This is a genomic window from Streptomyces sp. NPDC002588, assembly GCF_040295925.1.
Lineage (GTDB): Bacteria > Actinomycetota > Actinomycetes > Streptomycetales > Streptomycetaceae > Streptomyces.
The window spans coordinates 1-14,033 of sequence record NZ_JBEOWF010000031.1 but is presented as its reverse complement, the minus strand read 5'-3'; the positions used below and the strand labels follow the sequence as shown (position 1 = coordinate 14,033).

At 69.5% G+C, this 14,033-nt stretch carries 13 protein-coding genes; 10 read left to right on the top strand and 3 right to left on the bottom strand.

Annotation, left to right across the window (positions count from 1 at the left end):
* Positions 1–8 precede the first annotated feature (8 nt).
* Positions 9–899 (top strand): TauD/TfdA dioxygenase family protein, encoded by an 891-nt coding sequence (locus tag ABT057_RS30980; protein ID WP_352346940.1) that lies wholly within the window; start codon positions 9–11, stop codon positions 897–899.
* A gap of 21 nt (positions 900–920) precedes the next feature.
* On the opposite strand, the gene ABT057_RS30975 is transcribed toward ABT057_RS30980, so the two are convergent.
* Both ABT057_RS30975 and ABT057_RS30970 read right to left on the bottom strand, forming a co-directional pair.
* On the bottom strand, positions 921–1,922 hold the full coding sequence (locus ABT057_RS30975; RefSeq protein WP_352347019.1) for a glycoside hydrolase family 43 protein: 1,002 nt from the start codon (positions 1,920–1,922) through the stop codon (positions 921–923).
* 204 nt (positions 1,923–2,126) lie between these two features.
* Positions 2,127–2,813 (bottom strand): SDR family oxidoreductase, encoded by a 687-nt coding sequence (locus ABT057_RS30970; RefSeq protein ID WP_352346939.1) that lies wholly within the window; start codon positions 2,811–2,813, stop codon positions 2,127–2,129.
* Positions 2,814–3,006: 193 nt separating this feature from the next.
* On the opposite strand from ABT057_RS30970, the gene ABT057_RS30965 reads away from it, so the two are divergent.
* The 4 genes from ABT057_RS30965 (at position 3,007) to ABT057_RS30950 (ending at position 5,798) form a co-directional block, all read left to right on the top strand.
* Entirely contained in the window at positions 3,007–3,618 is a 612-nt protein-coding gene (locus ABT057_RS30965) for a TetR/AcrR family transcriptional regulator (RefSeq protein ID WP_352346938.1), read from the top strand.
* A gap of 46 nt (positions 3,619–3,664) precedes the next feature.
* Positions 3,665–4,354, top strand: a complete 690-nt coding sequence (locus tag ABT057_RS30960; RefSeq protein ID WP_352346937.1) for a DUF2236 domain-containing protein — start codon at positions 3,665–3,667, stop codon at positions 4,352–4,354.
* Positions 4,351–4,548: a hypothetical protein gene (locus ABT057_RS30955; protein WP_352346936.1), complete on the top strand. Its 198-nt coding sequence runs from the start codon at positions 4,351–4,353 to the stop codon at positions 4,546–4,548. The genes ABT057_RS30960 and ABT057_RS30955 overlap by 4 nt, the downstream gene beginning before the upstream one ends.
* 176 nt (positions 4,549–4,724) lie before the next feature.
* Positions 4,725–5,798 (top strand): NAD(+)/NADH kinase, encoded by a 1,074-nt coding sequence (locus ABT057_RS30950; protein ID WP_352346935.1) that lies wholly within the window; start codon positions 4,725–4,727, stop codon positions 5,796–5,798.
* A 113-nt stretch (positions 5,799–5,911) separates the two neighbouring features.
* Here the strand turns inward: ABT057_RS30950 and ABT057_RS30945 are convergent, their stop codons facing one another.
* Positions 5,912–6,610, bottom strand: a complete 699-nt coding sequence (locus tag ABT057_RS30945) for a glycoside hydrolase family 75 protein (protein WP_352346934.1) — start codon at positions 6,608–6,610, stop codon at positions 5,912–5,914.
* Positions 6,611–6,978: 368 nt separating this feature from the next.
* On the opposite strand from ABT057_RS30945, the gene ABT057_RS30940 reads away from it, so the two are divergent.
* From ABT057_RS30940 to ABT057_RS30920, 5 genes are all read left to right on the top strand, one after another.
* On the top strand, positions 6,979–8,160 hold the full coding sequence (locus ABT057_RS30940; protein ID WP_352346933.1) for a glycoside hydrolase family 88/105 protein: 1,182 nt from the start codon (positions 6,979–6,981) through the stop codon (positions 8,158–8,160).
* A 65-nt stretch (positions 8,161–8,225) separates the two neighbouring features.
* Complete coding sequence (locus tag ABT057_RS30935) at positions 8,226–9,023, top strand: heparin lyase I family protein (RefSeq protein WP_352346932.1); 798 nt, start codon at positions 8,226–8,228, stop codon at positions 9,021–9,023.
* A gap of 14 nt (positions 9,024–9,037) precedes the next feature.
* The gene (locus ABT057_RS30930) at positions 9,038–10,564 is read left to right on the top strand and encodes a glycoside hydrolase family 28 protein (RefSeq protein ID WP_352346931.1); all 1,527 of its coding nucleotides are present in this window, start codon (positions 9,038–9,040) and stop codon (positions 10,562–10,564) included.
* Complete coding sequence (locus tag ABT057_RS30925; protein WP_352346930.1) at positions 10,561–11,904, top strand: glycoside hydrolase family 27 protein; 1,344 nt, start codon at positions 10,561–10,563, stop codon at positions 11,902–11,904. Before ABT057_RS30930 ends, ABT057_RS30925 begins: the two co-directional genes overlap by 4 nt.
* Before the next feature lie 10 nt (positions 11,905–11,914).
* Positions 11,915–13,942: a PQQ-dependent sugar dehydrogenase gene (locus tag ABT057_RS30920; protein ID WP_352346929.1), complete on the top strand. Its 2,028-nt coding sequence runs from the start codon at positions 11,915–11,917 to the stop codon at positions 13,940–13,942.
* Positions 13,943–14,033 lie beyond the last annotated feature (91 nt).

The window sequence follows — 14,033 nt, the reverse complement described above, 5'->3', positions numbered from 1 at the left end:
GGTCTCCCATGGAGGAGTACGCACTGCAGGCCGTCGAGCGGCTGACCACCCGGCCCGCCGAACCGTACGAAACCCTCTCCGTCACCCCCGTCACACCGCTGCTGGGCGCGGAGGTCTCGGGTCTCGACCTCGCCAGGGAACTGACCCCCCGACAGGAGAAGGAACTCAAGCACGCGTTCCAGACCCACCACGTCCTGGTCTTCCGCGACCAGGACCTCACCCCCGAGCAGCACAAGAGGTTCGCGGGCGTCTTCGGCGAGCTGCACCCCGTGGCGCTCCCGGCCGAGGGATCCGACCCCCACATCCTGGAGATCAAGGCGACCGGGGAATCCCGGATCGTCGCGGGCAACGGCTGGCACGCCGACGGCACCGCGGACGCCGAGCCCTCCCTCGGTTCGATGCTCTACCTCACGACGGTCCCCGAACACGGCGGCGGCGACACCCTGTTCGCCAACATGCACCTCGCCTACGAGCTGCTCTCACCGTCCATGCGGCAGTTCCTGGACGGACTGACCGCCCTGCACGACGGGGCCCTGCCCTGGACCGCCGCCGGGCAGACCCCGCCCCCCGAGTACGACATCCCGCGCACCGAACACCCGGTCGTCGTCCGGCACCCGGAGACCGGCCGCAAGCTGCTGTTCGTCAACGCCCCCTACACCTCGCACATCACCCAGCTGTCCCGCGCCGAGAGCGATGCCCTGCTCGGGATGCTCTACGCGCACATCGCCGGGACGCCGCTGCTGCACTGCCGCGTCCACTGGCAGCCGCGCACCCTGGTGTGCTGGGACAATCGCAGCGTGCAGCACCACGCCGTGTGGGACTACTTCCCCCACACCCGCCACGGCCGTCGCGTGGCCGTCAACGGCAGCCGTCTGCACCCCGCGGAACCGGCCATGTGACCGAGGAGTGCGCCGCGGGTGTCAGCCGCCGCCGTCCAGGTCCGCCCGGCGGCGGAGTACCCGTAGGCCGGGGCCCTGGAAGCCCATCTCGTACAGCTTGCCGCGGGCGTTCTCGAAGGGGCGGTGGAGGATCATCATCAGCTCGCCCTCGAAGGTGCGGAACAGCATGCCGTGACCGCTGTCCTCGCGGACCAGTGGGCGGCCCTGTTCCCAAGGCCCGGTGACGGCACCGGACTTGGCGACGGCGCAGGTCTGGACGTAGCCGCCGCTGACGGTGCCGTCCGGGCCGGCCGTGTGTTTCTCGTACGTCGACCACAGCATGAGCAGGGAGCCGTCGGGCGCGCGGTGGAGCTGGGGGCCGTCGGTGATGTACGGCGGGAGCTGGTGGGGCACACCGGCGGGGATCTGCTCGGTGAGCCAGGGGGCGTCCGACGCCTTGAACAGGAGGACCGGGTCTCCGGCCGTCCGGGACAGGTCCGGAGCCAGCCGGACGGCTTCCATGGTGCCGTCGATGGTCTGGAGCCACTCGTGCGCGTACACCAGCCACGGCTGTCCGGACCTGTCGACGTGCAGTGTGCCGTCCAGGGCCATGAGGTGCTCGGGCGTCGTCGGACGGGAGGGGTCCAGGACGGTGAAGGGGCCGAGGAGCGTGTCCGACACGGCGATGACCGTGCCCCGCATGTAGGTCCGCATCGGCAGTGGCGTCCCCCACCGGCCCGGCGGCGGCGACGGGAGCGGTCTGCCCTCGTCGTGGAGTGTGGTGAACAGGTAGTACCGGCCGTCCCATGCGTGCACCTCCGGTGCCCATGCGCCGTCGGTCGCCCAGATGCCCTGCTGCTCGGCGGTGCGGAAGACCACGGAGGGGCGCGTCCAGTCGCGCAGATCGCGGCTGCGGTAGACCATCGTGCCGGTGCCGTCCACGCCCGACACGGACGGCTCGTTGGACGTGTAGAGGTGATACGTCCGGGACTTCGCGTCGGCCACGATGAACGGATCGTGCAACGGCATGCCGGGAAGCCGCATCGGTTCGGTTTCAGCCACGCCGGAAGAATACGCGGGGGCATGTGGCGGATCAGCCGGTCGTACAGGCCCTCGCCGTCCGGCTCGATCACACGAGGTGCTCCATGGCGGCGGCTCGGCGGCGACGCCGCCCGGTGGTCCCTGTACGGGTCCGAACCGGGCGGAGAGCGCGGCGGTCGTCTTCGGTGTGACCGGGCCGTCCCCTGGTCACGTGACCAGCAGACCACCGTCCATGTGCAGGTCGTGGGCGTTCACGCCGGTGTTGCGGAGCAGGAAATCGGTGGCATCGGCGATCTCGGCCATCGTCACCAGCCGCCCGATCGGCGTCCGGGCCGAGTGCGGCGGGTCGGGGACGTCGCGCCATTTCGGACTGTCGCCGATCAGGCCCGGGTGCAGGGCGTTGACGCGGTGCGGAGCGATCTCCACCGCGAGGGTCCTCACCAGCCCGGTGATCCCGGCGTTGAAGGTGGTGACGACGGTCGAGCCGGGATACGGGCGTTCTTTGGCGAGTCCGCCGAAGAGGACGACGGAGGCGCCGGGGGTGAACCGGTCGCGCAGCACACGGACGGTCTCGGCGTAGCCGACGAGTTTCATGGTCACGGCCGAGACGGCATCCGTGATGTCGAACTGCGCCAGCGTGTTCGCGGCCTGTCCGACCGCGGTGACGACCACGTTGTCGACCTCGGTCACCTCGGCCAACGAGGCGGCGATGGTCTCGGGCCGGGCGAGGTCGAGGGCCAGCCCCCGGACGCCGGGCCCGATCCGGGCGGCAGCGGTCTCGGCCCGTGCCTTGTCCCTGCTGGTGATGACGACGTCGTCGCCGCGGTCCGCGAAGTGCTGGGCGATGACGCCGCCCAGGCCGCCGCTACCGCCGACGATGAGTGTGCTGGTCATGCAATGACCGTCCTTGTGCTGTCGGTTGGCTGAAGACTGCCGGGTGTGGCCTCGGCCGGCTCGCGCCGGGACGAGGGGAGGAACGGCTCACGGCACACCCCGCATCCCCTTAATGGCCACTTGGATATTAACCGTATCAGCGTCGGTGAGGGCTCCGGCCGCCGCACTACAGTGATCACATGAAGGAGTCGCCATGAACGATCGGGAAGCGCCGGAGAGGCCGCCGCGCACGCGTCGGCGGGACCCGGAGGGACACCGGGCAGCCATCCTGGAAGCGGCCCGGCACACCTTCGCCGAGCGCGGTTACGCCCGTACCACCCTCCGCGAGATCGCGCGCCGGGCCGGGGTGACCCACGGTCTGATCTCGCGTCAGTTCCAGTCCAAGGAGCGGCTCTTCCTCGCGGCCGTACCCGGCAACAGCGATCTGGGCCGGGTGGCCGCCGGCGATCCCGAAACCCTGCCCGACCGGATCGCCCGGGCCTTCGTGGAGCGGATGGAGACCGACGCCGTCAACGACCCGCTCGTCGCCCTCGTGCGCAGTGCCGCGTCCGACGAACGTGCCGCCGCCCACCTCCTGGTAGCGATGCAGGAGCACAGCGCCGGTGTCTACCGGTCCGTGCTGTCCCCCGACGCACCGGCGGCGCCCGACGACGACCTGGACACCCGCGTGGCACTCGTGGGGTCGCACCTGATCGGAGTGGCCTTCAGCCGGTACATCGCACGAACCGAACCACTCGCCTCGATGCCGACCGGGAAACTCACCGAACACCTCACCCGGACCCTGCGACACATCCTCTTCGGCTGACGGACACCGGGTTCATGCAGATCTTCGAAAGAGGGGGGAACCGACGGTGCGCCGTGGGTACAAGTGGGTGGACCGCGAACTGGCCCGGATGGACCCCGAGACCGACTGGGAGCGGATGATCTCGCTCTACGTCGGCCACCGAGTCCCGGAATTCGCCCTGGCGATGATGATCTATCCCGGAACCATGCGCATGATGCAGCCGGGCATGGGTTCCGCCACCCTGGCCCACACCGCGAAGCTGGAGACGAGACCCCACCGGCGTTTCCAGGACGGCAACGACTTCCTGATGGCCTGGATGGTGGACGGTCTCTCGAGCGAGGCGGGCCGCAGGGCCGCCGCGCGGCTGAACCGCATCCATCTGGCCGTCGCCCGCAGGACCCCGCACTTACCCGGCAACTTCGACGACCTCGACGACTTCGTCTACCCCCTGGTTCTGCTGGCCACGTTCGGCGACCGTCTTCAGACCTCGCTGGGCCTGCCCGGTGTGAGTGAGCCGATGAAGGCCGCGTGGCACCGCTGGGCGCAGACACTCTTCCGTCTGCTGGAACGCGAGTCGGGCCCCTTGGCCGACGAGGCGTTCCCCGTGGACTGGACCGCGATGATCGAGTTCGCCCTGAAGTTCGAGTCCAGGCCGTACGAGCAGACGGATTCCGGCCATCGCGTGGCGACCGCGATGATGGACTTCTTCGCCAGGCGCTGGTTCCCGCCCCCTTGCGGACGTTCGGTAACGACGTGACGCGCTATCTGGCCGGCGAGCGGGTCTGCCGACTCCACCGGATCGGCTGGCTCAGCCCCCGCCGCGAGCGGGTTGTCCGCGCCTTCCTGAAGACCGCGTTCCACGTGCAGCGCGTTCTGCCCGACTACCGCAGACCGCTTCCCGAGCGCCTTCGGCGCACCCGGGCGACCAGAAGCCGCCGTCAGGACGTGTGAGCGAGGAGCCCGGTCTCCGGTGCCGGCCCGGGCGGACCGGCCCGGCGCGTCGACCCGGGCACGTTCCCTGCCACACTTGAACCGACCCCTCTCGCCATCGACGTCCGGGCGGTCCGGCAGGAGGCATGAACAGCCGATGTCTCATGCCGGTGCCCCGGACGGCCCTGGAGGCAGACATGACAGTGAACCGGATCGGTCTGGTCGTGCACGGAGGACGCCCGGAGGCCGTGGAGGCGGCCGGGGTCGTCCGGGCGTGGTGCGCGGAACACGCCGTACGGTGCACGGACATCGACGTCTGGCACGACGGCGGGAGACGCGACGCCCGCGAGGAGGTCGAGGCCGCCGGCGATCCCGATCTCATCGTCACCCTGGGCGGCGACGGCACCTTTCTGCGGGGTGCCCGGCTGGCCGCGGAGGGCGACGTCCTCGTCCTGGGCGTCGACCTGGGGAGGGTGGGCTTCCTGACGGAGGTCTCGGCCGACGGGGTGCGCGAGGCACTGGACGCGGTGCGGGAGAACCGGCTCAGCGTCGACCGCCGCATGCTGCTCACGCTGCGCGCCTCCTGCCGCCTGGAGGTGCCCGAGGGCATGGACGCATGGGTGGAGTACGGCCGCGGTCCGCTGCTGCCGCCGCCCCAGGTGCGCCCCGACTGCGAGGTCGACGCCGAGTGGGGCATCCCGCTGAACGTCACCGCCCTAAACGACGTCGTGCTGGAGAAGCTGGCCAGGGACCGTCAGATCTCGGTCGGTGTGTACGTCTCCGGCCGGCTGCTCGCCTCCTACTCGGCCGACGCGCTGCTGGTGGCCACGCCGACCGGCTCGACCGCCTACAGCTTCGCCGCCGGCGGCCCGGTCGTCTCGCCGCGCGCCGAGGCCCTCGTCTTCACACCGGTCGCACCGCACATGACCTTCGACCGGTCGGTCGTCACGGCCCCCGACGAACCGGTCGGTCTGCGCGTCCTGGAACGCTCGGGGAAGGCCGCCGTCAGCATCGACGGACAGCTGCGAGGGGTGCTGGGGCCGGGGGAGTGGCTCGGGGTGTACGCCGCCCCGCGCCGGCTGAGGGCCGTACGGCTGGGCCCGATGGACTTCTACGGCCGGCTGCGCGAGCGCATGCATCTGACCGACGCCCCGGCAGCGGTCGCCGACGGATCGGCCGCCCCGCTCTGGTCCGTGACCACCCCGCCGCCCGGGGACCTCGCCCATCTGGCGCTTCTGACGGTCCCGGACGGCCCCTCGCCTCCCCTGTGAGGCACAGTCCGACTGCTGCTGCGGGCCGAGGGTCACTCGGCGGGCCGCCAGGGCCGAACGAGAGCGCCGGCGGGCTTGTCCGCACCGCCGACGCGTCCTCGTGCGGCAACAGGTCAGTTGTTCCGAAGGAACGTCTGGGCGAGCTGGTCCCCGAGGGTCACCGCCGCGCTGTGGCTCTCGATGGGGGACGCCTGGGAGTTCTTGAAGAGGATGTAGGTGACGCCGGAGTCCGTGCCGCCGTTCTCCGGGTCGGGATCGATGCCGAGGGCCTTGGCCGTCGCGTACGAGGCCTCGCCGATGATCTTCGTGGGGCCGGTGTCGCCGACGACCGCGTACTCCACCTTGTTCTGGTAGATCACGGCGACGACCCCGCCGCCCTTGATGCCCGCCGAGCCGTAGTTCCAGATGGAACTGGAGCTGGGCACGACGACGTAGGGCAGCGAGTCGGCGCGCAGCGGTTTGCCGTCGGACTGGTGGAAGGCCGTGTCGTCCTGGTACCAGGGGTCGGTGTCCTCGCTGCACTTGGAGGTGCGCTGGCCGTCGCAGTCGATGTCCATGTCGGCCTTCCAGAAGACCGCGCCGTTCTTGCCGCACACCGGGATCGTGGCCGAGGTCTCGTCGTCGGTCTTGTACTTGCCGTTCGATATCTGCGAGCAGGACGTCACCTTGGCGAGCAGATCGGCCGCGCTGACCGAGCCCTCCCTCGCGGGGCCGGCGTCCCGGGCGAGACCGGAGGCGTTCGCGGGGAGGAGGGCGGTGGCGAGGAGGGCGGCACCCGTGGCCGCGGTGAGGGTCAGTGTTTGAGAGCGCACTGTGGGGGACCCTTCTGTTAGGAAAGTTTCCTTACGGGCTGCCGTACAAGGTGGCCCTGCCTCGTGGGTGCCGTCAACCCCCCGGCCCGAGAGGGAGATTGGCCAGAAATGGATCCGACCTTATCGGTCCGGACCATTGACCGTGTTCGGTCCGGCGGGGACTCTATTCCACGCCCCTCAACCCGGTGCATGAACCTGGTACATGCATGTGAACGGCAGGCGTCGTCTGGAGTCTCTCCGCTCTCCACACACCCCCCACTCCCAGGAAAGCGAGCACGCCCCATGCGTGAGGAACCGCGCGCTACCCAGCTTGCGGAACGAAGTATTCAGCAAACATCGGAGGACCGAGTCCTGAAGGCGGGAGCGTCATGAGGCGTCTCCGTGCCCTGCTGACGGCCGGAGCGCTGGCCACCGCGGGTCTGCTGACGGTCTCGGCCGCGGCCCCGCAGACCGCCCCGCGGCACCCGTCGGTGCCCCGCCCGGCCGCCCGGACCGACTGGTCCGTGGCCCTGGTCGACTCGACCACGGCACGCTTCACGCCGAGCACCATCGGCGGCTGGTCGTACCCGGTCGGCCTGTATCTCTACGGCCAGTACCTCACCTACCGGCGCACCCACGAGCCGCGGTACCTCGCCTACATCCAGAGCTATGTCGACCGCTTCGTGCACAGCGACGGAACCATCGACCAGAACTTCAACAGCCTCGACAGCATGCAGGCCGGCCGGCTGCTGGTGATCCTCCACCACGAGACCGGCGAGGACCGCTATCGCATCGCGGCCAAGAAGATCCGCGACCGCCTGGACAGCTTCCCGCGCACCTCCGACGGCGGATTCTGGCACGCCGACACCAGCAGCCGCGCCCACCAACTCTGGTCGGACGGCGTCTACATGGTGAACCCCTTCCTCGTCGAGTACGGCAGGGAGTTCGGCGACTCGGCCTACGCCGACGACGAGGCGGCCCGGCAACTCGCCGTCTACGGCCGCCACCTGCAGGTGTCCAACGGTCTGCTGCGGCACGCCTACGACGAGTCGAAGACCGTGAGCTGGGCCGATCCGGCGACCGGGCTCGCCCCCGAGCACTGGTGCCGGGCGGTCGGCTGGTACTCGATGGCGATCGTCAACGTGCTCGACGCGCTGCCCGCGCGGCATGCGCGCCGCCCCGAACTCGTCGGCATCCTCCGCGATCTGGCCGCCGGCCTGGAGCGGTACCAGGACCCCGCCACCGGCCGCTGGTTCCAGGTGATCGACAAGGGCGCCCGGAGCGACAACTGGACCGAGACCTCCTGCTCCAGCATGTTCACCTACGCCCTCTCGCGCGGCGCCCAGCAGGGGTACATCGACGCCCACTACCAGTCCGTGGCGCGGCGCGGCTACGAGGGCGTCCTCGCCAGGATCTCGCTCGACGCCGACGGCCGTACGAACCTCACCGACATCTCCATCGGCACCAACGTCGGCGACTACGACTTCTACGTCGCACGGCCCCGGGAGACCAACGACTTCCACGGCCTCGGCGCCTTTCTGATCATGAACGAACAGCTCAGGCGCAGGTGACACGCCACAACCAACCCGCCACAGGCACTACGCAACCCCCCACGCAGAACGAGGTGGAGTCAGTCATGAGCACATCCCGTACCTCCCGCAGGACCCTGCTCGGCGCGGCACTCGGCGGCGCGGCGGCGGCCACGGTCGGCGGCCTGCCCGGCGTCGCGCACGCCGCCTCCTGGCAGCAGAAGTGGGCGCCGTCGGCCGGCAGCGACGGCCTCGGCGCCTTCGAGACCATCGAGGACGACCGCGCCGACTCCCACACGGCGGGCCAGCCGCACATCTTCGCCACCGGCGACAACTGGCGCTTCAACATGCACATGGTCGACCGGGACACCTCCACCGACCGCCAGCGCCAGGAGGTCACCGGTCTGCGCAACGGCAGCGGCAGCAACTACCTCAAGTGGACCGAGGGACAGACCTGGCGGATCACGTACTCGATGTACATCCCCAGCTCCCTGAAGGCGACCACCACCTTCACCCACATCATGCAGATGAAGCAGCCCGGCACCGGCAGTTCGCCCATCGTCGTGCAGTCGCTGCGCCGGGTGAACGGGGCGCAGACCATCGAGCTGAAGCTGTTCGACAGCGACACCCTCGTCGGCCGCACCAGTCTCGACCCGCTGCACGACAAATGGACCGACGTCGACTTCCAGATCAAGGTCGGCAACGGCTCGGCCGGCTCGGTGCGCTGGATCCTCAAGAGCGGCTCGACCACCGTCATCGACGCGTCCAAGACCGGTGTCGACACCTTCCTCGCCGACCGGGTGCGCCCGAAGTGGGGCATCTACCGCTCCCTGGGCGACACTTCGGGGTCCCTGCAGGACTGCTACATGCTGCTCACCAATCTGCGCGGCTACCAACTCGTCTGATCGGCCGGCCCGTCATGCAGCAGCGCAAGCGATGGGCGGCGACCGTCCTCCTCGCCTTCGCCGTCGTGCTCGGCCTGGCCCATCCCTCGGCCCTGGCTGCCCGCCAACATCCGCACACGGCACCTGAGTTCGACGTGCGCGACTACGGCGCCCAGGGCGACGGCTCGGCCAACGACACCCCGGCGATCAACGACGCCATCGCCGCCGCGAACGCGGCCGGCGGCGGCACGGTCCGCTTCCCGGCGGGCCGGTACGCCTCGGAGAACACCATCCACATGAAGAGCGAGGTCACCCTCCGGATCGACAGGGGCGCGACCCTTCAGGGCTCCGGGGCCGACACCTACGACCCGCCCGAGGACAACCCGTACGACGACTACCAGGACTACGGGCACAGCCACTTCCACGACGCGATGATCCACGGCGACCGGCTGAGGAACATCGGCTTCGTCGGCGAGGGCGTCATCGACGGGCTGGGGAACCTCATCACCGGCACCCCGAAGTCCGGCGAGGCCGACAAGATCATCTCCCTGACGCGGTGCGACGGACTGCGGATCGGCGACGGGCTCACCCTGCGCCGCGGCGGACACTTCGCCGCCCTGATCAACGGCTGCACGAACGTCGTCTCCGACCGGCTGACCATCGACACCGCGAGCGACCGCGACGGCTGGAACATCATCTCCACCACGGATGTCTCGGTCACCAACGCCACCATCAGGGCCAACGACGACGCGCTCGCCTTCAAGAGCGACTACGCGCTCGGCGCGAAACTCCCCAACGGCCATGTACGCGTGAGCGATTCGTACCTCTCGGCCGTCTGCTGCAACGCCCTGATGTTCGGCTCGGAGACCTGCGGCGACTTCTCGGACTACCGGTTCGAGAAGATCCGCATCGAGGGCTCGGGCAAGTCCGGGCTCGGCATGGTCTCCATGGACGGCGCGAAGATCTCCGACGTCCACTACCGGGACATCACCATGACCGACGTGCACTCGCCCGTCATGCAGAAGATCGGCACCCGAAAACGCTGCGGCGACGATCCCGGCGTCGGCTCCATCACCGACATCACCTACGACCACATCACGGCCACCGGCTCGAGTCCGTCGTACAGCCCCACCCTGTGGGGCGAGAACGGCCACCGCATCAGCGGCGTCACCTTCGACGACGTGCACATCACCGTGCCCGGCGGCAACGGCCCGATGCCGACGACCGTACCGGCCAACGACTCCACCGACTACAACCCGAAGAGCATCGGCACCCGGCCCGCCTACGGCTGGTACCTGCACAACGCCGACCACGTCACCTTCACGGACAGCTCGGTCGGGTTCGTCGCGGACGACGGCCGCCCCGCGGTCGTCGCCAACCAGGCGAGCGACCTCCGCTTCCGCCGCTTCACCGCCCAGCGCGGCGCCGACTCCCCGTACGACGTGGGCTTCCAGAGCGTCACCGGCCACTGCCTGACGGACAGTCATGACACGACCGGTGGAGCGCTCCGCATCGACGACGGCGGGTCCGAGGGGAACTGCCGTCCGAAGGGACACTCATGAACCGCACCAGAACCCTCGTTCTGACAGCGGCGGCCCTGCTGACCGCCTCCGGGCTCCCGCTGCTCGGCGGTGCGCCGCCCGCGGCCGCCTCCGACAACGGTCTCTCCCTGCGCCCCGCGATGGGCTGGAGCAGCTGGAGCTTCGTACGCCGCACACCGACCGAGGCGAAGATCAAGGCACAGGCCGACGCGATGGTGTCGAGCGGCCTCAAGAACCACGGATTCGTGTACGTCAACCTCGACGACTTCTGGCAGAAGTGCGACGCGAACGGCTTCGTCGTCGACAACTACGGCCGCTGGAGCGTCGACCCGGCCAAGTTCCCCTCCGGGATGAAGGCCCTCGCCGACTACATCCACGCCAAGGGGCTGAAGTTCGGCTTCTACGTCACCCCGGGCATCGCCAAGAACGCGGTCACCGCGAACACACCGATCGAGGGCACCTCGTACCACGCCAAGGACATCGCGGACACCTCGAAGACCGAGAAGAACTACAACTGCAAGAACATGTACTACATCGACTACGGGAAGCCGGGCGCCCAGGAGTTCGTGAACTCCTGGGCGCGGCAGTTCGCCTCCTGGGGCGTCGACTACCTGAAGATCGACGGAGTCGGAAGCCAGGACATCCCCGACGTCGAGGCCTGGGACAAGGCGCTGCGGGCCGGCGGCCGGCCCATCAACTTCGCCCTCTCCAACAACCTCCCGATCGCCGAGGCCGCCACCTGGCGGCGGCTCGCGAACAGCTGGCGCACCCAGGGCGACGTCGAGTGCTACTGCGGCCCCGGTGAGAACGGCAGCGGCTACCCCCTCACCGACTGGTCGCACGTCTCGTCCCGCTTCGCCACGGCGGCCTCCTGGCAGCCGAACGCCGGTCCCGGCGGCTGGAACGACCTCGACTCGCTGGAGATCGGCAACGGCGACCAGGTGGGGCTGACCGCCGACCAGCGCCGCTCCCACTTCACCCTGTGGGCCATGGCGGGCGCCCCACTGCTCCTGGGCACGGACCTGACCGTGCTCGATCCCGTCGACAAGGCGATGCTGACCAACGACCGGCTCATCGGCGTCGACCAGGACGGCGTCGCGGCGAAACGCCTCGTGAACAGCGGGGTCCAGCAGGTCTGGAGCAAGCGGGAGAGCAACGGCGCCTATGTCGTGGCCCTCTTCAACACGGGCACGTCCGGGAACGCGACGGTCGGTGTGAACTGGTCGCAGGTCGGGTTCACCGGCTCCGGTGACGTCACCGACCTGTGGTCGGGATCGCACAAGGGCGAGATCGCGGACTCCTACAGTGCGACGCTCCGGCCGGGGGAGACCCGGCTGATCCGGGTGCAGCCGACGGACTGAGGAGGCGATCGTGAAACCGAGAAGAACCCTGCTCTGGACTCTCGCCCTGGCTCTTGCCGCGCCCCTGGTCGGGCTGAGCGGCACGGCCGCCCGGGCGGCCACCGACTACCAGGCCGAGAACGCCACGATCTCGCAGGGCGCAGTCGCCACCAACCACACCGGCTACACGGGCACCGGCTTCGTCGACTACACGAACGTCAAGGGCTCGTACGTGGAGTTCACCGTGAGCGCCGCCTCCGCCGGCACCTCCTCGCTCACGCTCCGCTACGCCAACGGGACGACCGTCGACCGGCCCATGGACATCTCCGTGGGCGGCACTGTCGTCGCCGCCGCAGTCGCTTTCCCGGCCACCACCGACTGGAACACCTGGGCGACCAAGACCCTCGACGTCCCCCTGGCCGCGGGCTCCAACAAGATCCGCGCCACCGCGACCACCGACAACGGCGGCCCCAACCTCGACCGGATCAGCCTCGACGCCGCCTCCGACACCGAGGCACCGAGCCGTCCCGGCCAGCCCGGCTGTTCCGCGATCACCGAGAACGGACTCACCCTCACCTGGGGCGCCTCGACGGACAACGTGGGCGTGACGGCGTACGACCTCTACGAGCACGGCAACAAGCTCGGTGAGGCGGCCGGGAGCGCCACGTCCGAGGAGCTCACCGGGCTGAGCCCGAACACCACCTACGACCTCACCGTCATCGCCCGCGACGCAGCAGGCAACGCCTCGCCCGCCAGCCCCGTCGTGGACTGCACCACCGCCAAGAGCACCGACAGCACCCCGCCCACCCGGCCGGGCACGCTCGAGGCCACCGACGTGACCGCCGACAGTGCCCGGCTGAGCTGGGGGGCCGCCACGGACGACCGGGGCGTCGTCGCGTACGACATCCGCAGCGGCACCACCGTCTACCAGTCCGTCACCGGAACCACCACCTCACTGACCGGGCTCGCCTGCGACAGCCCGTACGCGCTCAACGTCGTGGCGAGAGACGCAGCGGGCAACGTGTCCGAGGCGAGCAACACCGTCGACCTCACGACGAAGGCCTGCGCGACGGACGGCGGGGTCCCCTCGTCGATCGCCACGGTCTCCACCGGCTGGACCATTCCCTGGGGTACGTACTGGATGCCCGACGGACAGAGCGCCCTGGTCACCGAACGGGACGACTTCCGGGTGTGGAAGGTGACGAAGGACGGCACCAGGACCCAGGTAGGAACCGTGCCCGACGCCGTCACCACCAACGGCGAGGGCGGCCTGATGGGCGTCGCCGTCGACCCCCAGTGGGCCACCAACCACTACGTGTACTTCATGCACACGGCGTCCGAGGGCAACCGGGTCGTCCGCATGACGTACGACGGCAGCTCCCTGACCGGCTACACGATCCTCCTGCAGGGCATCAAGAAGAACCGCTACCACAACGGCGGGCGGCTCGCCTTCGGCCCCGACGGCTACCTCTACGTCTCGACCGGCGAGGCGCAGACACCGGACCTCGCGCAGGACAAGAACTCCCTCAACGGCAAGATCCTCCGCATGACGACCGGCGGCGATCCCGCCCCCGGCAACCCGTTCGGCAACTACGTCTACAGCTACGGCCACCGCAACCCGCAGGGCCTCGCGTTCGACCGAAACGGACGACTGTGGGAGGCCGAGTTCGGCAACAGCTCGAAGGACGAGCTGAACCTGATCAAGCCGGGCGCCAACTACGGCTGGCCCACCTGCGAGGGCACCTGTGACGTCTCCGGCATGACCAACCCGAAGATGACCTGGAACGTCGCCGAGGCCTCGCCGAGCGCCATCGCCATCGTCCGCAACGTCGTCTACATGGCGTCGCTGCGCGGCGAGCGCCTGTGGCGGATCCCGATCGACGGCGACACCGAGAACGTCGGCACGCCGACGGCGTACTACGTGGGTTCCTACGGCCGCCTGCGCACCGTCACCAAGGTGCCGGGAGCCGACCAGCTCTGGCTGTCGACGACCAACAGCGACAACAACGGAGGCGCGGCGGACGGCTCGGACACGATTTTCCGGGTGAACATCGACTAGTGCCGCGGCAGGCAACGTTTGCCCGTCAAGGAGCGGCGTCCGGCGCGTGCTCTCGGCGTGCCGGGTGCAAGCCCTCGTACTGGATGTACTT

Coding starts and splice junctions, on each gene's coding strand:
- ABT057_RS30980 (WP_352346940.1), top strand. CDS start 9: ATGGAGGAGTACGCACTGCAGGCCGTCGAGCGGCTGACCACCCGGCCC.
- ABT057_RS30975 (WP_352347019.1), bottom strand. CDS start 1,922: ATGCGGCTTCCCGGCATGCCGTTGCACGATCCGTTCATCGTGGCCGAC.
- ABT057_RS30970 (WP_352346939.1), bottom strand. CDS start 2,813: ATGACCAGCACACTCATCGTCGGCGGTAGCGGCGGCCTGGGCGGCGTC.
- ABT057_RS30965 (WP_352346938.1), top strand. CDS start 3,007: ATGAACGATCGGGAAGCGCCGGAGAGGCCGCCGCGCACGCGTCGGCGG.
- ABT057_RS30950 (WP_352346935.1), top strand. CDS start 4,725: ATGACAGTGAACCGGATCGGTCTGGTCGTGCACGGAGGACGCCCGGAG.
- ABT057_RS30940 (WP_352346933.1), top strand. CDS start 6,979: ATGAGGCGTCTCCGTGCCCTGCTGACGGCCGGAGCGCTGGCCACCGCG.
- ABT057_RS30935 (WP_352346932.1), top strand. CDS start 8,226: ATGAGCACATCCCGTACCTCCCGCAGGACCCTGCTCGGCGCGGCACTC.
- ABT057_RS30930 (WP_352346931.1), top strand. CDS start 9,038: ATGCAGCAGCGCAAGCGATGGGCGGCGACCGTCCTCCTCGCCTTCGCC.
- ABT057_RS30925 (WP_352346930.1), top strand. CDS start 10,561: ATGAACCGCACCAGAACCCTCGTTCTGACAGCGGCGGCCCTGCTGACC.